21 protein-coding genes are annotated in these 19,100 nt (G+C 65.9%); 9 read left to right on the plus strand and 12 right to left on the minus strand.

What is annotated here, in order from left to right:
* The first annotated feature begins 104 nt into the window (after positions 1–104).
* Positions 105–1,553: an NAD-dependent succinate-semialdehyde dehydrogenase gene (locus tag JQT59_RS34245; protein WP_213574019.1), complete on the plus strand. Its 1,449-nt coding sequence runs from the start codon at positions 105–107 to the stop codon at positions 1,551–1,553.
* Between the two features lie 24 nt (positions 1,554–1,577).
* On the opposite strand, the gene hsaB is transcribed toward JQT59_RS34245, so the two are convergent.
* The 4 genes from hsaB to hsaA are packed head-to-tail and all read right to left on the minus strand — an operon-like array spanning position 1,578 to position 5,099.
* Positions 1,578–2,165: a 3-hydroxy-9,10-secoandrosta-1,3,5(10)-triene-9,17-dione monooxygenase reductase subunit gene (hsaB, locus tag JQT59_RS34250; protein ID WP_283254036.1), complete on the minus strand. Its 588-nt coding sequence runs from the start codon at positions 2,163–2,165 to the stop codon at positions 1,578–1,580.
* Entirely contained in the window at positions 2,162–3,064 is a 903-nt protein-coding gene (gene hsaC, locus JQT59_RS34255) for an iron-dependent extradiol dioxygenase HsaC (RefSeq protein ID WP_213574021.1), read from the minus strand. Before hsaC ends, hsaB begins: the two co-directional genes overlap by 4 nt.
* Complete coding sequence (hsaD, locus tag JQT59_RS34260; protein WP_213574023.1) at positions 3,064–3,942, minus strand: 4,5:9,10-diseco-3-hydroxy-5,9,17-trioxoandrosta-1(10),2-diene-4-oate hydrolase; 879 nt, start codon at positions 3,940–3,942, stop codon at positions 3,064–3,066. The genes hsaC and hsaD overlap by 1 nt, the downstream gene beginning before the upstream one ends.
* Before the next feature lie 8 nt (positions 3,943–3,950).
* Positions 3,951–5,099: a 3-hydroxy-9,10-secoandrosta-1,3,5(10)-triene-9,17-dione monooxygenase oxygenase subunit gene (gene hsaA, locus JQT59_RS34265; protein WP_201453588.1), complete on the minus strand. Its 1,149-nt coding sequence runs from the start codon at positions 5,097–5,099 to the stop codon at positions 3,951–3,953.
* 216 nt (positions 5,100–5,315) lie between these two features.
* Here hsaA and JQT59_RS34270 point away from each other — a divergent pair, with 216 nt between their 5' ends.
* From JQT59_RS34270 to JQT59_RS34280, 3 genes are all read left to right on the plus strand, one after another.
* On the plus strand, positions 5,316–6,491 hold the full coding sequence (locus JQT59_RS34270; RefSeq protein WP_213574025.1) for a 3-ketosteroid-9-alpha-monooxygenase, oxygenase component: 1,176 nt from the start codon (positions 5,316–5,318) through the stop codon (positions 6,489–6,491).
* A gap of 2 nt (positions 6,492–6,493) precedes the next feature.
* On the plus strand, positions 6,494–6,841 hold the full coding sequence (locus JQT59_RS34275) for a hypothetical protein (protein ID WP_159919100.1): 348 nt from the start codon (positions 6,494–6,496) through the stop codon (positions 6,839–6,841).
* 169 nt (positions 6,842–7,010) lie between these two features.
* Positions 7,011–7,388 (plus strand): VOC family protein, encoded by a 378-nt coding sequence (locus JQT59_RS34280; RefSeq protein ID WP_213574027.1) that lies wholly within the window; start codon positions 7,011–7,013, stop codon positions 7,386–7,388.
* Between the two features lie 60 nt (positions 7,389–7,448).
* On the opposite strand, the gene dmpG is transcribed toward JQT59_RS34280, so the two are convergent.
* From dmpG to JQT59_RS34295, 3 genes are read right to left on the minus strand one after another with little or no spacing between them, the layout of a single operon-like run.
* On the minus strand, positions 7,449–8,477 hold the full coding sequence (dmpG, locus tag JQT59_RS34285; RefSeq protein ID WP_159926855.1) for a 4-hydroxy-2-oxovalerate aldolase: 1,029 nt from the start codon (positions 8,475–8,477) through the stop codon (positions 7,449–7,451).
* A gap of 5 nt (positions 8,478–8,482) precedes the next feature.
* Positions 8,483–9,385 carry an acetaldehyde dehydrogenase (acetylating) gene (locus JQT59_RS34290; protein ID WP_213574029.1) on the minus strand — a complete coding sequence of 301 codons (903 nt, stop codon included), beginning with the start codon at positions 9,383–9,385 and terminating at the stop codon, positions 8,483–8,485.
* 11 nt (positions 9,386–9,396) lie between these two features.
* Entirely contained in the window at positions 9,397–10,182 is a 786-nt protein-coding gene (locus JQT59_RS34295; RefSeq protein ID WP_213574031.1) for a 2-keto-4-pentenoate hydratase, read from the minus strand.
* A gap of 214 nt (positions 10,183–10,396) precedes the next feature.
* Between JQT59_RS34295 and chsH3 the strand changes: the two genes are divergently transcribed.
* Together chsH3 and JQT59_RS34305 are read left to right on the plus strand one after the other, a co-directional pair.
* Positions 10,397–11,263: an enoyl-CoA hydratase ChsH3 gene (gene chsH3, locus JQT59_RS34300; RefSeq protein WP_213574033.1), complete on the plus strand. Its 867-nt coding sequence runs from the start codon at positions 10,397–10,399 to the stop codon at positions 11,261–11,263.
* A 162-nt stretch (positions 11,264–11,425) separates the two neighbouring features.
* The gene (locus JQT59_RS34305) at positions 11,426–11,950 is read left to right on the plus strand and encodes a C40 family peptidase (RefSeq protein ID WP_109326649.1); all 525 of its coding nucleotides are present in this window, start codon (positions 11,426–11,428) and stop codon (positions 11,948–11,950) included.
* On the opposite strand, the gene JQT59_RS34310 is transcribed toward JQT59_RS34305, so the two are convergent.
* Genes JQT59_RS34310 through JQT59_RS34330 form a run of 5 tightly spaced genes read right to left on the minus strand, consistent with a single transcriptional unit; the run spans position 11,929 to position 15,893 of the window.
* Positions 11,929–12,252, minus strand: a complete 324-nt coding sequence (locus JQT59_RS34310; RefSeq protein WP_213574035.1) for a hypothetical protein — start codon at positions 12,250–12,252, stop codon at positions 11,929–11,931. The two genes, JQT59_RS34305 and JQT59_RS34310, sit on opposite strands and share 22 nt — an antisense overlap.
* Positions 12,249–13,481, minus strand: a complete 1,233-nt coding sequence (locus tag JQT59_RS34315; RefSeq protein WP_213574037.1) for a DUF58 domain-containing protein — start codon at positions 13,479–13,481, stop codon at positions 12,249–12,251. The genes JQT59_RS34310 and JQT59_RS34315 overlap by 4 nt, the downstream gene beginning before the upstream one ends.
* Positions 13,478–14,434 (minus strand): AAA family ATPase, encoded by a 957-nt coding sequence (locus tag JQT59_RS34320; RefSeq protein ID WP_213574039.1) that lies wholly within the window; start codon positions 14,432–14,434, stop codon positions 13,478–13,480. The genes JQT59_RS34315 and JQT59_RS34320 overlap by 4 nt, the downstream gene beginning before the upstream one ends.
* Positions 14,431–14,913, minus strand: coding sequence for a hypothetical protein (locus JQT59_RS34325; RefSeq protein WP_213574041.1), 483 nt, complete (start codon positions 14,911–14,913; stop codon positions 14,431–14,433). Before JQT59_RS34325 ends, JQT59_RS34320 begins: the two co-directional genes overlap by 4 nt.
* Positions 14,895–15,893, minus strand: coding sequence for a DUF4129 domain-containing protein (locus JQT59_RS34330; RefSeq protein WP_213574042.1), 999 nt, complete (start codon positions 15,891–15,893; stop codon positions 14,895–14,897). Before JQT59_RS34330 ends, JQT59_RS34325 begins: the two co-directional genes overlap by 19 nt.
* A 264-nt stretch (positions 15,894–16,157) precedes the next feature.
* On the opposite strand from JQT59_RS34330, the gene JQT59_RS34335 reads away from it, so the two are divergent.
* The 3 genes from JQT59_RS34335 to JQT59_RS34345 are packed head-to-tail and all read left to right on the plus strand — an operon-like array spanning position 16,158 to position 19,068.
* A complete protein-coding gene (locus JQT59_RS34335) occupies positions 16,158–16,541 on the plus strand; it encodes a phage holin family protein (protein WP_213574044.1) in 384 nt (127 codons plus the stop codon).
* A 39-nt stretch (positions 16,542–16,580) separates the two neighbouring features.
* Positions 16,581–16,865 (plus strand): DUF1490 family protein, encoded by a 285-nt coding sequence (locus tag JQT59_RS34340; protein WP_159919087.1) that lies wholly within the window; start codon positions 16,581–16,583, stop codon positions 16,863–16,865.
* 1 nt (position 16,866) lies between these two features.
* Complete coding sequence (locus tag JQT59_RS34345) at positions 16,867–19,068, plus strand: heavy metal translocating P-type ATPase (protein WP_213574046.1); 2,202 nt, start codon at positions 16,867–16,869, stop codon at positions 19,066–19,068.
* Positions 19,069–19,100: the final 32 nt, after the last annotated feature.

Raw genomic sequence — 19,100 nt, forward strand, 5'->3', positions numbered from 1 at the left:
GCGTAGATGCCGCCGTCGTGCCGCAGCAATTTGCATTGTCCGATTGTTGACAATCTGTATATCATGGGCGGCATCACTTCGGCAACGGAGAATGGGGAAGAAACATGCTCGAGGAAGCAGCAATTCGTTCGGTCCAGACCGGTCTCTTCATCGGCGGGAAATGGCGTGACAGCGCCCGCACCATGCCGGTCCACGACCCGTCGAACGGACAGATCCTGTGCACGGTCGCCGATGCCGACGCCGCGGAGGCCCGCGAGGCGCTCGACGCGGCGGTGGCGGCGCAGCCGTCGTGGGCCGCAACCACTCCCCGCGAACGCAGCACCATCCTCATGAACGCGCACCGCCTGCTGCTCGACAACACCGATCGGCTCGCCCTCGTCATGACCCTCGAGATGGGCAAGCCGCTGGCCGAGGCGCGCGGCGAAATCGCCTACGCCGCCGAGTTCTTCCGGTGGTTCGCCGAGGAAGCAGTCCGTATCGACGGCGGTTACATGACCGCACCCGGAGGTGGGTCGCGATTCGTGGTGACCCGGCAGCCCGTCGGACCGAGCCTGCTCATCACTCCGTGGAACTTCCCCATCGCGATGGGGACCCGCAAGATCGGGCCGGCCATTGCTGCCGGATGCACGTCGGTGATCAAGCCCGCCGCGCAGACTCCACTCTCCATCCTCGCCCTCGCCGACATCCTCACCGAAGCCGGACTGCCCGACGGTGTGGTCAACGTGGTGACCACCTCTCGACCGGACGAGGTGATCAGTCCCCTCATCCTCGACGGCCGCGCCCGCAAGCTGTCGTTCACGGGATCGACCGCGGTGGGCAAGCACCTCCTCGAACTGTGCGCGCGCACGGTGATGCGCACTTCGATGGAACTCGGCGGGAACGCGCCGTTCCTCGTCTTCGACGACGCGAATCTCGACGACGCGATCGACGGAGCCATGGCGGCGAAGATGCGCAACATCGGCCAAGCCTGCACGGCCGCGAACCGAATTCTCGTGCACAGTTCGGTCGCCGAGGAGTTCACGCGCAAGCTCACACAGCGGATGGAGGCACTGCCCGTCGGGCGCGGCACCGAGGACGGCGTCGTGGTTGGACCGCTGATCGACGAGGCGGCGGTCGCGAAGGTGAGCACTCTCGTCGCAGACGCGGTCGGGCGCGGCGCCTCCGTTCTGACCGGTGGCGAACCACTCGACCGCCCAGGCAACTTCTACCCGGCGACCGTGTTGACGGGCGTGCCGGACGACGCCGAGATGTGCCACAACGAAATCTTCGGGCCCGTGGCGGCGATCAGCACCTTCGACACCGAGGCGGAGGCGATCGCGCGGGCCAACGACACCCCGTACGGGCTGGTGGCCTACGTCTACACCGAGAACCTGAAACGCGGGTTGCGAGTAGGCGAAGCTCTCGAAACGGGGATGGTGGGCCTCAACCAGGGAGTCGTGTCCAACCCGGCGGCACCGTTCGGCGGGGTGAAGGAATCCGGGCTGGGCCGCGAGGGTGGGCTGACCGGCATCGACGAGTTCCTCGAAACCAAGTACATCGGAGTCGCGATGTGAGTGCGACTCCGGCCGGCAGGTGCCCTACAGCCAGGTGTCTTCCGACGACGTCGTGAGAAATGCCTCGAGGTCGTCACGCCACGGCGCGGGCACGGTCTTGTCGGGTTCGATGCCCGTGTACTGACCGCGGTAGAACAGCAGGGGTCGCTCCTCGCGGATCTCGCTGAGTGAAGACACGCGGCCGAACACCACCCAGTGATCGCCGCCGTCGTGCACGGTCTCGAGTGTGCAGTCGATGTGGGCGAGGGAACCGGTGAGAATGGGTGAGCCCAGCGGCGACTCCGTCCAGTCGATCCCGGCGAACTTGTCCGGGTCGCGGGACCCGAATCGCGCACACGTCGACTGCTGCTCCTCGGCGAGCACGTTCACGCAGAAGACACCACTGCGTTCGATGGCCGCCCACGACCTCGACGTCTTGGTGGGACAGAACAACACGAGCGGAGGCTCGAGGGACAGCGCGGCGAAGGACTGGCACGCGAAACCTACCGGTGTGCCGTCATCGGTCGTGGTGATGATGGTGACGCCCGTACAGAACTGACCCAGCACCGTGCGGAACCGGCGCGGGTCGATCGCCTGCTCCGCGAGGTCCGCACTGTCCGCCCTCTCGCTCACGACTGCATCCCGACACCGAAGTCGTGACCCCACAGGCTGACCGCCGTGCTCTCTCTCGCCACCCAGCTCTCGTCTTCGACCTGTCTTCCCTCGCAGCCGAACTCGATGTCGAAGCCGCCTGGGGTCTTCATGTAGAACGAGAGCATGAGGTCGTTGACGTGGCGGCCGAGGGTCGCCGACATCTTCACCTTCTTCCGCAGTGCGCGGTCGAGGCACAGCCCGACATCGTCGGAGTTCTCCACCTCGATCATGAGGTGCACGATCCCGCTGGGCGTGGGCATCGGCAGAAACGCGAGGCTGTGGTGGCGCGGATTGCAGCCGAAGAACCGCAGCCACGCCGGTTTCCCGTCGGCCGGCCGCCCGACCATCTGCGGCGGCAATCGCATGGAGTCGCGCAGACGGAACCCGAGGACGTCGCGATAGAAGCGCAGCGAAGCGTCGTCGTCGGTGGTGGAAAGGACGACGTGGCCGAGCCCCTGTTCGCCGGTGACGAATTTGTGCCCGTAGGGGCTGACCACGCGGCGGTGTTCGAGGGCCGCACCGTGGAACGCCTCCAGTGTGTTGCCCGACGGGTCCTCGAAGGTGATCAGCTCGTCGACCCTGCGGTCCTGCATTTGCTCGGCCGTTCCCTCCTTGAAGGGCACGCCTGCCGTCGAGAGGTTGTTCCGGACCTGTTCGAGCTCTGCGGCATTCGCGGTTTCCCATCCCGACACCGACAGTCGGTCGTGGTCGCCGGGGAAGATGACGAGCCGAGCCGGAAAGTCGTCCATCCGTAGATACAGGGCATCGGGGTTGCTGCCTTTCCCCTCGACCATGCCCAGAACTTTGAGTCCGTACTCACGCCACGCGGCCATGTCGGTGGCTTCGATACGCATGTATGCCAGTGACCGAATACCCATCACTTGCCCCCGTCCAGGAGGAAATCGGCTGCCAATCGGTTGAATTCGTCGAACTTCTCGAGCTGCGCCCAGTGCCCGCACCCACCGAAGACGTGCAGTTGCGCGCGCGGGATCAGCTTGAGTGCCACCAGCGCCCCGTCGAGCGGATTGACCCGGTCCTCTCGTCCCCAGATCAACAGGACCCGCTGACGGAGCTTGTACGCGTCCCGCCACAGCATGCCCTGCTCGAAGTCCGCGGAGGAGAACGACTTGCCCATCGCCTTCGCCGCCGCGAGCGACTCCGGGGTACTCGCTGCGGCGAAGCGTTCCTCGACCAATTCGGGGGTGATCAATTTCTGGTCGAACACCATGATGCGCAGAAACGCCTCGAGGTTTTCCCGGGTGGGCTCGTAGCTGAACTTGCCGAGATTTTTGACGCCCTCGGTCGGGTCGGGGGCGAACAGGTTGACGCTCAACCCGCCCGGGCCCATCAGGACGAGACGTCCTGCGCGATCGGGATAGTCGAGAGCGAACCGCACTGCGGCACCGCCACCGAGGGAATTGCCGAGCAGGTGGACGCGTCCGCTGATGTCGAGGGTGTCGAGCAGATCGTTCAGCGCCGAGGCGCTGTGCACGAAGTACTGCGGGTGCTCGGTGGGCTTGTCAGACAACCCGTAACCCGGTTGATCGACCGCCAAGACGTGGAACTTCTCGGCAAGAACCGGAATGTTCCTCGCAAAGTTCGACCACGACGACGCGCCGGGTCCACCGCCGTGCAGCAGCACGATCGTGGGGCCGTTCCCGACGCCGGCCTCGTGATAGTGCAGTCTCAGGTCGGGCCGTACCTGCGCGAACTTCGACGTGGATTCGAACGTGAGGGCTTCCTCGGTCGTCGTCACGTGTTCTCCTAAACCATCGTGTCCGTGATCGGCAAACCGAATTCACCGGTGCCGTACATGACGTAGGCCCGCTCGGGATCATTCGCCGCGTGCACGCGTCCGGCATGAGCATCCCGCCAGAAGCGTTGCAACGGTGTGCCGTTGGCCAGCGCCGTGGCACCGGAACTCTCGAACAGCTTGTCGATCGACGAAATGGCCCGGCCCGTGGCGCGTACCTGGTCACGTCGCGCGCGGAGACGGAGCTCGAAAGGCACGTCGCGCCCCGCGAGAAGACACGCGTACTCGTCGGCCACATTGCCCGACAGCTGCCGCCAGGCGGCGTCGATGTCGCTGGACGCCTCGGCGATCCGGACCTTGGCGAACGGATCGTCCTTTGCCTTCTCACCGGCGAATGCTGCGCGGACACGCTTGCCCTGATGCTCGACGTGTGCGTCGTACGCGCCGTAGGCCATACCGACGATCGGAGCGGAAATCGTGGTCGGATGAATCGTCCCCCACGGCATTTTGTACACCGGGGCGGTGTTCTGCTCGAGCCCAGGGGCTGTCAGGTTGCTCATCGCCTTGAAACTCAAGAAGCGGTGGCGGGGAACGAACACGTCCTTCACCACCACCGTGTTGCTGCCGGTTCCCCTCAGCCCCACCACATTCCACACGTCGTCGATGCGGTAGTCCTCGCGGGGAATGAGGAAGCTGCCGAAGTCGACCGGCCGCCCGTCCTTGATGACCGGACCACCGAGCACTGCCCAGCTGGCGTGATCACACCCGGACGACCATGCCCAGGCACCGTTCACCGTGTAACCACCGTCGACCACCTGGCCGGCGCCCATCGGGGCGTAGGAGGACGAGATGCGCACATCGGTGTCCTTGCCCCACACGTCTTCCTGCGCCTGCTGGGTGAAGAGGCCGAGATGCCAGTTGTGAACTCCGATGATCGACGAGACCCATCCGGTGGAGCCGCAGGCACTCGCGATCTTCCGCACCGCGGAGTAGAACAGCACCGGATCGGCCTGGAAGCCGCCCCACTGCTCCGGCTGAAGCAGTTTGAAGAAGCCGGACTCCTGGAGTGCCTTGATCGATTCGTCGGGGATGCGACGTAGATCCTCGGTTTCCTGCGCACGCTCGCGCAGTGTCGGCAGTAGCGCCTCGAGCCGCTGCATCACCTCGTGACTGTCATGGTCACCCACAGGACGCTCCTGTCTCGTCGATGGTTCACTCACTCTCTGAGACTAGAACACGTTCCCATTTCTGTCGAGACTCGAGCAAAGACGCAGTTCGACGGCCCAGCGCTCGAAGAAAGCCACTCGAAATCTGGCAAATCGTGGGGAACTTCTATAACGTGTTCTACTGACAGCATGAAGGGATGTGAGGGCACAATGGCGCAGATTCGCGAGATCGATGTAGGCACTGTCCAGACCCGCTTCGCGCGTGGTTGGCACTGCCTCGGCTTGACCAAGACATTCAAGGACGGCAATCCGCATTCGGTCCTGGCTTTCGGCACCAAGCTCGTAGTCTTCGCCGACAGCAAAGGCGAACTGAAAGTTCTGGACGCCTACTGCCGCCACATGGGCGGCGACCTCTCCCAGGGCTCGGTCAAGGGCGATTCCGTCGCGTGCCCGTTCCACGACTGGCGCTGGGGTGGCAACGGCAAGTGCACGAGCATTCCCTACGCACGCCGGGTGCCGCCGATAGCGCGCACGCGGTCGTGGACCACGCTGGAGCGGAACGGGCAGCTCTTCGTCTGGAACGACCCCGAGGGCAATCCGCCGCCAGACGAGGTGACCATCCCCCGGATCGACGGCGCATACAGCGACGAATGGACCGACTGGACCTGGAACTCGATGCTGATCGAAGGCGCCAACTGCCGCGAGATCATCGACAACGTGGTCGACATGGCGCACTTCTTCTACATCCACTACGCATTTCCGACGTACTTCAAGAACGTCTTCGAAGGCCACATCGCGACCCAGTACCTCAACACGAAGGGTCGCCCCGACGTGGGGATGGCGACGCAGTACGGCATGGAGTCGCTGCTGCGCTCCGAGGCCGCGTACTACGGGCCGTCCTACATGATCAATCCGCTGTGGAACAGCTACGGCGGGTACGAGGTCGAGAGCGTCCTCATCAACTGCCACTATCCGGTGACGAACAATTCGTTCATGCTCCAGTACGGCGTCACCGTCAAGAAGCCGACCGGCATCGACGACGACACCGCCGACAAGCTGGCGGCCAAGTTCACCGAGGGCATCGCCGAGGGCTTCCTGCAGGACGTCGAAATCTGGAAGAACAAGACCAAGATCGACAACCCCCTGCTGTGCGAAGAGGACGGCCCGGTCTACCAGCTGCGACGGTGGTACGACCAGTTCTACGTCGATGTCGCCGACGTCACCGAGAAGATGACGCAGCGTTTCGAGTTCGAGGTCGACACCACCAAGGCCAACGAAGCCTGGCAGCACGAGGTGGAGGAGAACCTGGCCCGGCAGAAGGCCGAGCGAGAGGCCGCGGAACAGTCGGTGACCGCCGGGTCCGAGAACAAGGAAGCGCAGGTCTGATCATGAGTGCCTCGACCGAATGGGCCAAAGCTCCCGACTACGCCGGGCAACCCGCTCGGCTCGAGGCCATTCATGCGCAGACGATGGCCGACAAGGCCAACTACCTCGACGACGGAATGAACGAGGTCGAGTGCCGCACCTGCGGCACCTGCGTCCTGGTGCGCAAGAACAGTCTCAAACACACCAGCGTCCAATGGACGAGCGACCCGGCGAAGACGTGTCCGACGTTTCGCGACCGGGCCGCGGAGGGGCAGCCCACCGCCCTTCAGGACGGCTGCCCGCGGCTGTGGGACAGCATCAACCACGCGGTGATGGAGGGGTTCATCGACGTGCGCGATCACCTCGAGTAGCCGTCCGCTTCCCACCCTGCTCTCGCCCGATGTGACAGGGGTGCAGTTCGACTGCGCCCGACGGCACATCGGGCGAAGCTGTGTGGACCCCTTTCGCCTGCGAACCCGGCGACTTACGCTGAAAAGTGCCGTCGGACACGGCGGTTTTCCGCCGAGCCGGAGGCAACCCATGACAGGTCGAATCGTGCATTTCGAACTTCCATTCGACGACGGTGAGCGCGCCCGCGCGTTCTACCGTGACGCGTTCGACTGGGCCATCGCCGAGATCCCGGAGATGGACTACAGCATGGTCACCACGGGACCGGTGGGCGAGAGCGGAATGCCCACCGAGCCCGGGTTCATCAACGGCGGCATGATGCAGCGCGACGAGGTGAAATCCCCCGTCGTCGTCGTCGACGTCGAGAGCATCGACGCCGCACTGGAGAAGGTCGAATCCCTCGGCGGGAAGACGGTCACCGGCAGGACACCCGTCGGCACGATGGGGTTCGCCGCCTACTTCACCGATACCGAGGGCAACGTCGTCGGACTCTGGGAAACGGCCCACTGACCCGTGAGTACTTATTAACCTGCGGCGGTTAATAAGTACTCACAGGCGGCGTAGCCGCACTCACAGGCGCTCTTTTTGCAGCTCCAGCGCGATGTCGATGAGCTGATCTTCCTGCCCACCGACGAGCTTGCGCTTGCCTGCGCGGACGAGGAGTTCGGCGGACGAGACGCCGTACCGCTCGGCTTGCCGTTCGGCATGCTTGAGGAAGCTCGAGTACACGCCTGCGTACCCCATCATCAGCGCCTGGCGGTCGAGGAGACACTCGGCAGGCATCGCCGGCCGGACCACGTCCTCGGCGGCGTCGGCGATCGCGAAGAAGTCGATCCCGGTCTTGACGCCGATCTTGTCGCACACTCCCACGAACGCCTCGACGGGGGCGTTGCCGGCACCGGCGCCGAACCGTCTTGTGCTGCCGTCGATTTGCTTAGCTCCCGCGCGCACCGCGGCGATCGAGTTGGCCACTCCGAGACCGAGGTTCTCGTGGCCGTGGAACCCCACCTGCGCGTCCGACCCCAGTTCCTGCACCAGCGCTTCGACCCGGTCGGACACCTGCTCGAGGACGAGGGCACCGGCCGAGTCGACGACGTAGACGCACTGACATCCGGCGTCCGCCATGATCCGCGCCTGCTTGGCGAGCTTCTCCGGCGCAATGGAGTGGGCCATCATGAGGAAGCCGACGGTTTCGAGGCCGCGCTCGCGGGCCAGTCCGAAGTGCTGGATCGAGACGTCCGCCTCGGTGCAATGGGTCGCGATCCGGCAGATCGACGCGCCGTTGTCCTGGGCGACGATGATGTCGTCCTTGATCCCCAGACCAGGCAGCATCAGAAAGGCGATTTTCGCGTTCTTCGCCGTGTCGACGGCGATGGAGATGAGTTCCTGCTCGGGCACCTTGGAGAAGCCGTAGTTGAACGACGAACCGCCCAATCCGTCACCGTGAGTGACCTCGATGACGGGCACTCCCGCATTGTCGAGGGCACCGACGATCGCCCGCACCTCGTCACCGGTGAACTGATGACGCTTGTGGTGCGAGCCGTCCCGCAACGACGTGTCGGTGACGCGAATGTCCCAGCTGGGATCGAAATGGACCATCGTGCTCACGCCTCCACGCTCAGGAGCTTCTGGGCGATCTCTTCGCCCACCTTGGTTGCCGCTGCGGTCATGATGTCGAGGTTGCCCGCGTACGGGGGCAGGAAGTCGCCTGCGCCCTCGACCTCGACGAACGTGGTGACCGTGGCCTGTCCGCCGGACACGACGCTGGGGTCGTCGAATTGCGGTTCGTTGAGCAGCCGGTAACCGGGGACGTACTGCTGGATGTCCGCGACGACGCGGTGGATGGAATCGGTGATGGCGGCCCGGTCGGCATCCTCGGGGATCGCGCAGAAGATCGTGTCGCGCATGATCATCGGCGGGTCGGCCGGGTTCAGGATGATGATGGCCTTGCCGCGCTGCGCTCCGCCGATGGTCTCGATGCCACGGCTGGTGGTCTTGGTGAACTCGTCGATGTTGGCGCGGGTGCCGGGGCCGGCGGAAACCGACGCGACCGAGGCGACGATCTCGGCGTAGGGCACGGACACCACCCGGGACACCGCGTACACGATCGGGATGGTTGCCTGCCCCCCGCAGGTGATCATGTTGACGTTGGGGGCACCGAGGTGTTCACGCAGGTTGGCCGGCGGAACGACGGCGGGCCCGACCGCGGCCGGTGTCAGGTCGATCGCCCGGATGCCTGCTGCCTCGTATCGGGGCGCTGCCTCGCGGTGCACGTAGGCGGAGGTCGCCTCGAACACCAGGTCGGGCTTCTCCGGCTGGTTCAGCAACCAGTCGACGCCCTCGGCGGACGTCTCCAGACCCAGCTTGCGCGCGCGGGCGAGGCCCTCGCTGTCGGGATCGATGCCGATCATCCATCGCGGCTCGAGCCACTCGGATCGCTGCAATTTGTAGAGCAGATCGGTGCTGATGTTGCCCGACCCGACGATCGCCACACTTGCCTTGGTCATGAATACAACTCCTACTTGAACTGCAGAGAGACGGTTCCGAGTCCACTGAACTCGGCTCGAAAGTGATCGCCGGGACGAGCGTCGATGGCGCGGGTGCACGAACCGGGAAGCACGATGTCGCCGGCTTTCAACCGGACGCCGAAACTGTCGACCTTCCGCGCCAGCCAGGCGACGGCCGTCACCGGGTTGCCGAGCACCGCGTCGCTGCGGCCCTCGGCGATCAGCTCACCGTTGCGGGTCAGGACGGCGTCGATGGCCTTGATGTCGATGTCGGACGGGCGCACCCGGTCGGTGCCGAGCACGAACCCTGCGGAAGACGCGTTGTCGGCGATGGTGTCGGCCAGGCCGATCTTCCAGTCCTTGATGCGGCTGTCGATCAACTCGATGGACGGCGCGTACGCCACTGTGGCATCGACTACGTCCTGCTCGGTGCAGTCCACTCCCGGAAGATCGGCGCCTAGGACGAAAGCCACCTCCACCTCGACCCTCGGGTAGCAGAACCGAGCCGTGTCGACGGGTTGGTCCTCGAACACCTCCATGTCGGCGAGCAGATGTCCGTAGTCGGGTTCGTCGACACCCATCATCTGCTGCATGGCGAGAGACGACAGACCTACCTTGTGCCCGACAACCTTCGCGCCGTGCTGTTTCCGACGGCGGATGTTGATCAACGCGATCTCGTAAGCGTCGACGACGTCGATGTCCGGATGGGCGGCAGTCAGGGGCCCGACGGGAACGCGACTGCGCTCTGCGGCGTCGAGCTGATCGGCCAACTCGGTGCGTAGTTGGTTCGAGAGCATGTTCTGTGTGCCTTCCCTGAAAACTGACGTGAGTGCGCACGCCCGGAACCTCGAGGCCACGTGTTCTCGTTCGGTGCGCTGTCGTCCCCGACACTTCCTGGCAGTGAGAATGGACCGACAACCCCATCATTCTATAACGTGTTCTACATGAGCAAGCACGAATCCGACACGGTGGTCGCAGCCATCCCCCTCACACAGAAGAGGGACGCCTCCCATGCCCATTGACCCGAATATCGCCATCGGCGCCGAACTGCCCACGCTCGAGTTCGCCTGGACCGCGTCCGACGTGCAGCACTACCATCTCGCCCTCGGTGCGGGTTCCCGTCCGCTGGATGAGAAAGAGTTGCGCTACCTCACGGACCGCACCCCTCAGGTGCTACCTACTTTCGCGACGGTCGCGGCCAATTTTCATGCCGTCGACGCTCCGCAGGTGTCCTTCCCCGGTGTCGACATCGATCTCGCGAAAGTGGTCCACGGCAGCCAAGAGGTGACCGTGCACCGGCCGCTTCCACCGGAGGGTAAGGCTCGCACGACAACCCGCATCGCGGAGGTGTGGGACAAGGGAAAGGCCGCGGTCATCGTCCAGGAGTCGGCCACCACCGACGTCGACGGTGTGCCCCTCTGGACCAGCCGCTCGTCCATCTTCGCCCGCGGCGAGGGTGGATTCGGCGGCGAGCGCGGGCCGTCGCAGTCCGTCGGGTTGCCGGACCGCCCGTCCGACGCCGACGTCGACATTCCTGTGCTGCCGCAACAGGCGTTGATGTATCGAATGTGTGGTGACCGCAATCCCTTGCATTCCGATCCGCAGTTCGCGGCCGCCGCCGGTTTTCCGGCGCCGATTCTTCATGGGCTGTGCACCTACGGGATGGTGTGCAAGGCGGTGGTCGACACGATGCTGGACTCCGACGCGTCGCTGGTCGCGGGCTTCCGAGCACGATTCGCAGGTGTGGTGTTTCCCGGCGAGACGTTGCACGCCCGCATCTGGAAAGAGGCCGGGCTCCTGCTGATCTCGGCCACCGTTCCCGAGCGTGATCACGCCCATGCCCTGGCCGACGTGGTGCTGACCATCACCGAGCGGTGACGGGCCGGGACCGTGCCAGCGCTTCGGCGCGGATATCAGCAAATGCCAAGCACACTCGCGCGACACTTTGTACGCTTCCCGTGACGCAACATGGGCGTGTACCGCCGGGGGAACAGGTGGTACACGCCTTCCACGGAGCAGGAGCAAACGAAGGGGGACTCCGTGTCTCAGCGCAGGCATCTTCCCGTACGACGCGCAGTGGTAGCGGGAGCACTGACCTTCTGCGCGGCCGCCCTGACGGCGTTCCCCTCCCATGCGGCACCGGTCGCCGGCAGCGCCGACAGTGGAAGCACAGCGGGCAGTTCCAGCGGATCCGCGATTCTTCCCACGCCGATTCCGACGCCCACCGGTCTCGCCGCGCTGGCGGCAGCCGTCACCCAGACCGGTAAGCCCTACCTCTGGGGCGGAACGGGCCCGGATGCCTGGGACTGTTCGGGACTCGTGCAGTGGGCATTCCGGCAAGCGGGAGTCAGGCTTCCGCGCACCACATGGGAGCAGGCCGAGGTCGGCGCCCGGATTCCGTTGTGGGCTCTGGCCCCCGGCGACATCGTGGTTCTCAATCCGGATGCGTCGCACATCGGTATCTATGCCGGCTTCGGCCAGGTCTTCAACGCCTACGGACGCGGAGTGCCTGTGGGCCTTGCCCCGCTGTCACAGTTCCACATCTACAGCATCCGCCGATTCTGAGCGGTGCTGCGTTTCCGAACGTAGGGAGCCGCGGCGATGCAGAACAACACCACTACGGCAACCGGTCCGAGCAACGACCACCATCGCGGACCCACCGGGACCGTGGTGACGAGGTAAGCAGTAGCACCCGCCACTGCCGCACACGCCATCAGCGTCCGGAATCCGGGTGCCGGTCCCGCGAACGCGACGAGAAGCAGCGCGGTTGCCGCGATACCCGCCGTCGCGGCTGCCAGAACGGACGCATCGCCCAGGACGAGTGCGACCATCGCTCCCTGCACTGCCAGAACTGCGGCCCACTTCACCTGGCCACCCCCTGAGGGCGCTGGGCTCGATCCGCAAGAGTAAGGGCGAGATCTAATGCCGAGTCGTCTTCCCACGCGACCACGGGGACACCCAGAACGCTCATGTTCCGGTACATGTTCCGTCGTTCGAGCTTCCACATCCGGGCGGACATCTGATCGAGTTCGACCTCGAACGGCGGACCTCGCAGTACGTCGACGGCGACGACGACGTGGCCCCGGCGGCGCAGCTCGAGCAGCGACAGCGCGAAGTTGGTGTCGAGCATGGTGGAGAAGGCGATCACCACGGCAGTGGGTGGTAGCGCTGCCCGCGGAACAAGGGTGCCACCGGACGTGCCGCCGGCGTCCAGAACAGTGTCGAGGATGCGGTAGAACTGGCGACGCCCGATGTCGGCACCGAGCCATCGCAGGCGCGAGCCACTGACCACCACCCCGGCCCGATCTCCCCGTTGCAGTGCCGATTGCACCACCTGGGTGGCACCACGGACGGTGCGCTGCAGACTGTCCGCTGCTGGGCCGGGCGCCTGCGGCGTGGTGTCGAGCACTGCGACGACGTCGGCTGCGCGGTCCATGATGCGCTCCGTCACGTGCAGTCGCCCACGTCGGGCACTGACCCGCCAATTGATGCTTCGCAGTGGATCTCCCGGTGCATGCGGCCGGATGTCACCGAATTCGACGCCGGACCCGTACCGGCGGGTGCGGTGCGCTCCGATCCGGTCGGGAAGCGCGCGATGGGGCAGCGGGGTCGGCAGCGGCGGCGCCAGCGGAAATACCCGGAGTTCGGTCACGGGTACCTCGAGTGCTGCGCTGAGCAGACCTCCGCACGCCTGCGCGGTGATGTGCAGTGCAGGTTCGTAGCGACCCCACCGGTGGGCGGTGATCCGATACCCGTCGCCGACGTCGTCGACCGTGTAGCCGTCGGAGCACGCCGGCGACACGTCGAGCCGCGCGCCGCCGCCGACCGTCGTCACCTCGGCTGCGCACTGCACCGATTCCGATTCGAAGCACCGCAACGCGGGAGTGTCCGATCGGACGCGGATTCCGGTGGCCCGCGGCGGCAACCACACCACCGCGCCGAGAGCGCCGAGCATCGGTGCCGCGAAGGCGATCAGCTCCCACCAGCGGCCCACCACGGCGACCGTGAGCGCGACGGCCGCACAGGTCGCGAGGGTGCGGGCTGCGGGCGACGCCCGCCACGTCAGGTCGTGGCGGGTGAGAACGTGCTCGGTCATCGTGCCCTCGGCACGGGCAGCCGTCGGAGCAATTCGCTCAGGACATCCTCGCTGCGGACACGCCGCACCCACATTTCCGGTCGCAGACTGATCCGATGGGCGACCGCGGGGACTGCCAGCGCTTTTATGTCTTCCGGAATCACGAAATCGCGCCCCGCGAGGAGCGCCCGGGCCCGGGCCAACTGCACCAGGTCCAATTCGGCACGTGGGCTGGCCCCCACTTCTACCTGCGGGTGCTGCCGGGTGGCGTTCGCGAGAGCTACGACGTAGCCGAGGACGTCACGATGGACGCTGACCTCCTCGAGCGATTCGCGCATCGCCTGCAGATCCGCAGCGTCGACCACCTGCTGGACCACCATCGGAGCCGATCCCCGGTCGAGACGGCGTTGCAGCATCTCCTGCTCGTCCTTCTCGGTCAGGTACCCGAGCCGCAACCGCAGGGCGAAGCGATCGAGCTGGGCCTCGGGCAACGGATACGTGCCCTCGTATTCGATGGGATTGTCGGTGGCCAGCACGATGAACGGTCGCGGCAGGATCCGCGTCGTGCCGTCGACACTCACCTGCCCCTCTGCCATCGCCTCGAGCAGGGCAGCCTGGGTTTTCGGCGGGGTGCGGTTGATCTCGTCGGCCAGGAGAAGGTTGGTGAAGATGGGACCGGGACGGAACTCGAACCGCCCTGACGGCATGTCGTAGATGGTGGCGCCGAGCAGGTCGGCAGGCAGCAGGTCCGGGGTGAACTGCACGCGGGTGAAGTCCAGCCCGAGTGCGGCCGCGAACGACCGGGCAACCAGAGTTTTTCCCAACCCCGGCAGATCCTCGATCAGTACGTGACCACCCGCGAGGACCGCGAGCAGAATCGACGTCAGTTCGTCGTGTTTCCCCACCACGGCCCGTTCGACTTCCGCCAGAACGGCCTGAGCGCGGGCGGTGGTCATCTGGGCGGGGAGGGTCATAGCAACTCCAGCCGTTGAAGTATCCGGTCGAGCACGTCGCGACCGGGGCCGGGTTCGGTCCGGTCGGAGCGGCGGACGTCGTCGGGATCCACCCACTGCCACAGGTCACCGAAGAACACTCGCCCGGCGGCGGTAGTCGCGGCCGGGTCGACGCCCTTTCGCTGCCCGGTGGACTGTTGGAATTCGCGGGCAAGCAGTGGACGCAGATGGTGGTCCCAGTCTCCGCGGGTGCCGTCCGCCCAGCTGATCAGCGACTCCGTGCGCGTCAGCCAGCGGCTCATCGCCTCGGCCCGATCGGCTTCCGGACCCGCCACCACATAGTCGTCGTCCTCTTGCGACATCCGCCGCCGAACCTCGAAGAGCACGAGGGCGGTCACCGCCCCCGCCACCACAACCGCAACGTTGTCCCGGCCGGATACGACGAGCGGAATCTCCACGGCCAGTACTGCCGCGATACCGATCACGGCAATGGCGAGCACGTGTTGCTCCCGAGGTCATTCGCACGGCGCTGCGCCCGGACATCGTCCAGCACGCGCCCGAGCAGGTCGACCGCCTCGGCGCGGTGACGTTCGCCCATCGGATGCCGGCTGAACCGGGCCTCGGCGAACAGACGAACCAGCGGCGCTGCCGCCTCCGAGCGCAGCACACCGAGTTGCACTGCCCGGGCAAGCACTTCCGACGGCGTATCCGAATCTCGGGGTTCGGCGCCCGGCGCCCGCCGAAGGGCGTCTTCCATGGCGGCGTAGCTGGCGATGATGGCCTCCCGTGGCGGCATCTCCGTCGTGACGACCGCCGCGAGACCCTCCTCCGCCGCACGCACCAGCGACTGCGCCGCGACCGAGGCGGTGTCGATATCGACCGGCGTCGGTACCTCGTGGCCCACGACCACAGGGCGTCGGGCCGCCGCACCGAGTATGAGCAAGGTGACCAGCACGGGTCCGACTATGGCTGCGGCAGTCCATAGTTCGGCTTGATCGCTGCGGGCTTGCGCACTGTCGGACGTGGGACGCAACTCCTCGGGCGGAGTGGCGTCGGACGGTGATTCGGAGTTTCCCCCGGACTCGGTGGCGGCCGGAACCTCCCGGGCCGGGGGCTCGTCGCCACCGGCGGAGCCGAGGAGATATGCGGCGATCACGAGGACACAGGCACCCGCCGTCCACGTGAGGATCTGTCTGCGCGACTTCGCAGAGAGTCCGCGCTCGACCGCATCGGCCGCCGACTCGTCGGGAGCCACCCGTGGGCGCCCACCTTGCAGAGCAGCCGCCAGCGCGATCGCCGCGATCACGACTGCGACGACAGCAATCACGATCAGTGCCCGAGTGGCACCCGGTCCCGGCTCGGGAGCGCTTCTCCCGGCATCCGAGTCGGGCACCACTCGGACGGCAAGCGTGACCGTCGCTACGGCCGCCAGCAGCGCGGCCGTGTAGATCGCTGCACCCGTCACACGGCGGTTCGACATGCCCCATCACTCCCGAAGTACCTCCCATCGTCGCACGTAGGCGCCGGAACGGCAGGCATTCCTCCCGGATTCCGGCGGGGGCCGCGCGGCCGCTGGTCGGTTTCGCAGAGATCGTCAACTTGCCGCGAGACGTTCACGTGGGAGAGACAATGACGTATGTCAGAAACGGGCGGCCCTCGACCCCCGGCCGAACTGCTGATCCTTCACCGCGAGGACGTATTCCTGACCGTGATCCGTTGACCCTGCGACGCAAAGGATCGACTCATGATTCGATTTCTCCTCCGGGCCGTCGTCTTCCTCGGCTCGGCAGCGATCGGCCTTCTCGCGGCGGTGTGGCTGTTGCCCGAGGTATCGATCACCGCCGCAGGCTTCATCGGCACTGTGGTGCTTTTTGCGCTGGCGCAAAGCATCCTCGCGCCATTCATCACTAAATTGACCGAACGAAACGCTCCTGTGTTCCTCGGGGGAATCGGTTTGGTATCCACCTTCGTCTCGCTGGTGTTGGTCAACCTGTTCGGTGCCATGTCCATCACCGGGTGGCAGTCGTGGGTTTTCGCCACATTGATCGTGTGGCTCGTCACCGCTGTCGCCACCCTCGTCCTCCCGCTCATCTTCTTGCGCAACAGAGTCAAGGAACCGAAACACTAGTCTTCGTGCGATTTCGAGCTGTGAGTGCGACGATGGGTCATGGCCCTCCACATTCTGCTCGCCAAAGCTGCCTCAACCGTGGTCACCGGCGCTGTCGGTGTCGCCGCGTACAACGCGGCCCGCAAAGCGGTCGCGAAGGCGCCCTTCCACGAGACTGCGGTCACCGTGACCGCGTGGGGACTGCGTGGGACCCGGAAGGCGGAGGAGGGCGCGGAGTCGGCAAGGCTGAAGGTGGCCGACGTCATCGCCGAGGCCAAGGGCAGGATCGGCGAGGAAGTTCCCCCGCCGGCCGAGCCCGACACCGGTCACGGCCACACACACTGACATGTCCGCCGAGCCGGCCTCGCACATCTCGCACGATGTCGCAGTCCTGTCGGATGCGGCGGGCAGAATTCGCGTGCATCTGCCGTGGCTCCGCGCGAGTGTGGGACGGGCCGTCACCCTGGAAGATTCGATAGAAAAGCTCGCCGGGGTGCGTGCCGTGCACGCCTATCCGCGGACCGCGTCGGTGGTGGTCTGGTATTCGCCGAAACGGCTCGATCGCACCGAGTTGCTCGACACCGTAGCCGCAGGCGAGGAGACCCCCTGGGCGCTGATCCCGGACCGCTCCCCTCGCTCGGCAGACGTCGGTAATGCCGACATCGTGCGGATGGCCATCGGCGGCGCCGCCCTGCTCGTGCTCGGAGTCCGCCGATACGGACTGCGCCGCGCACCGCTACTCGGCCCGACCAGCCGCGTGTTCGCCACCGGGGCGACCATCTTCACCGGTTACCCCTTCCTCAAAGGAGCACTCCGCACTCTGACCGGAAACCGCACGGCGGGCACTGACGCTCTGGTCTCCGCCGCGACGGTGGCCAGCCTGGTTCTCCGGGAGAACGTGGTGGCCCTGACGGTGCTGTGGTTGCTCAACATCGGGGAGTACCTCCAAGAACTCACCCTGCGCCGTACCCGGCGCGCCATCTCCGATCTCCTCAAGGGCACTCAGGACACCGCGTGGATTCGTCTGGCCGACCGCACCGAGGTTTCGGTGGACGTCGATTCGCTGCAGGTGGGGGACGAAGTCGTGGTCCACGATCACGTCGCGATTCCCGTGGATGGTGTCGTGGTGGAGGGTGAGGCGATCGTCGACCAGTCCGCGATCACCGGTGAAACGCTGCCGATCGCCACTTCGGCCGAACACGTCGTGCACGCGGGTTCGGTGGTGCTGCGCGGACGACTCGTCATCCGGGCCACCGCGGTGGGCAACGAGACCACGATCGGACGCATCATCTCGCAGGTCGAGCAGGCGCAGGAGCACCGCGCCCCGATCCAGACCGTCGGTGAAAATTTTTCCCGCCGTTTCGTGCCGGCATCTTTCGCTTTGTCCGCGCTGACCCTCGTCCTGACCCGCGATGTCCGCCGCGCCATGACGATGCTGTTGATTGCGTGCCCCTGCGCGGTCGGGTTGTCGACTCCGACGGCGATCAGCGCCGCGATCGGCAACGGTGCCCGGCGCGGCATCCTGATCAAGGGCGGATCGCACCTCGAGCAGGCCGGATGCGTCGACGCGATGGTCTTCGACAAGACCGGCACTCTGACCATCGGTCGCCCCATCGTCACGAATGTGGTTGCCTTCGCCAAGGATTGGGAGCCGGAACGGGTCCTTGCCTATGCGGCGAGCTCGGAAATTCATTCCCGGCATCCACTCGCCGAGGCGGTGATCCGCTCGACCGAGGAACGGCACATCGTGATCCCGCCGCACGAAGAGTGCGAGGTCCTCGTCGGCCTCGGTATGCGCACGTGGGCGGACGGGCGGACGCTACTCCTGGGCAGCGAAGGATTGCTGCGCGACGAGAACGTGCGCGTGTCGAAGCGCGCCGCCGACTGGGTACGCAAACTCCAGCAACGGGCCGAGACGCCGCTGCTGTTGGCGGTCGACGGCAAGCTGGTGGGGTTGATCAGTCTCCGTGACGAGGTGCGGCCCGAGGCGCTCGAGGTGTTGTCGCGGTTGCGGGCGGACGGTATCCGAAGAATCGTGATGCTCACCGGCGACCATCCGATGACGGCCGCGGCGGTGGCTTCGGAACTGGGCATCGACGAGTGGCAGGCCGAGGTGATGCCGGAAGACAAACTCGACGCGGTCCGCCGTTTGCAGGACGACGGGTACACCGTCGCGATGGTCGGTGACGGCACCAACGACGCGCCGGCGCTCGCCGCCGCGAACATCGGGATCGCCATGGGCCTGGCCGGTACCGACGTCGCCGTCGAAACCGCCGACGTGGCGCTCGCAAGCGACGACCTGCGCCGCCTCCTCGATGTCCGCGACCTCGGTGCCCACGCGGTCGCACTGGTCCAGCAGAACTACGCGATGTCCATCGCGGTCAATGCGATCGGCCTACTGGTCAGCGCCGGCGGCGCCTTGTCTCCCGTCCTCGCCGCCATTCTGCACAACGCCTCCTCCGTCGCCGTCGTCGCCAACAGCTCCCGCCTGATCACCTACGAGCTGCAACAACCCACCCGCCCTGGAGTCGGCAGCAGGTCCGCGTGAGATGTCCGGCAATGTTCTCATCTGCGACAAAA

Origin of the sequence: Rhodococcus sp. USK13 (assembly GCF_018343855.1) — a bacterium.
Lineage (GTDB): Bacteria > Actinomycetota > Actinomycetes > Mycobacteriales > Mycobacteriaceae > Rhodococcus_F > Rhodococcus_F oxybenzonivorans.

Coding starts and splice junctions, on each gene's coding strand:
- hsaA (WP_201453588.1), bottom strand. CDS start 5,099: ATGCAGCGGCTCGAGGCGCTACTGCCGACACTGCGCGAGCGTGCGCAG.
- JQT59_RS34275 (WP_159919100.1), top strand. CDS start 6,494: ATGAGTGCCTCGACCGAATGGGCCAAAGCTCCCGACTACGCCGGGCAA.
- JQT59_RS34295 (WP_213574031.1), bottom strand. CDS start 10,182: ATGCTCTCGAACCAACTACGCACCGAGTTGGCCGATCAGCTCGACGCC.
- JQT59_RS34345 (WP_213574046.1), top strand. CDS start 16,867: ATGTCCGCCGAGCCGGCCTCGCACATCTCGCACGATGTCGCAGTCCTG.
- JQT59_RS34315 (WP_213574037.1), bottom strand. CDS start 13,481: ATGACCGAGCACGTTCTCACCCGCCACGACCTGACGTGGCGGGCGTCG.
- JQT59_RS34245 (WP_213574019.1), top strand. CDS start 105: ATGCTCGAGGAAGCAGCAATTCGTTCGGTCCAGACCGGTCTCTTCATC.
- JQT59_RS34270 (WP_213574025.1), top strand. CDS start 5,316: ATGGCGCAGATTCGCGAGATCGATGTAGGCACTGTCCAGACCCGCTTC.
- JQT59_RS34280 (WP_213574027.1), top strand. CDS start 7,011: ATGACAGGTCGAATCGTGCATTTCGAACTTCCATTCGACGACGGTGAG.
- dmpG (WP_159926855.1), bottom strand. CDS start 8,477: ATGGTCCATTTCGATCCCAGCTGGGACATTCGCGTCACCGACACGTCG.
- JQT59_RS34330 (WP_213574042.1), bottom strand. CDS start 15,893: ATGTCGAACCGCCGTGTGACGGGTGCAGCGATCTACACGGCCGCGCTG.
- chsH3 (WP_213574033.1), top strand. CDS start 10,397: ATGCCCATTGACCCGAATATCGCCATCGGCGCCGAACTGCCCACGCTC.
- JQT59_RS34335 (WP_213574044.1), top strand. CDS start 16,158: ATGATTCGATTTCTCCTCCGGGCCGTCGTCTTCCTCGGCTCGGCAGCG.
- hsaC (WP_213574021.1), bottom strand. CDS start 3,064: ATGGGTATTCGGTCACTGGCATACATGCGTATCGAAGCCACCGACATG.
- JQT59_RS34320 (WP_213574039.1), bottom strand. CDS start 14,434: ATGACCCTCCCCGCCCAGATGACCACCGCCCGCGCTCAGGCCGTTCTG.
- JQT59_RS34340 (WP_159919087.1), top strand. CDS start 16,581: ATGGCCCTCCACATTCTGCTCGCCAAAGCTGCCTCAACCGTGGTCACC.
- JQT59_RS34290 (WP_213574029.1), bottom strand. CDS start 9,385: ATGACCAAGGCAAGTGTGGCGATCGTCGGGTCGGGCAACATCAGCACC.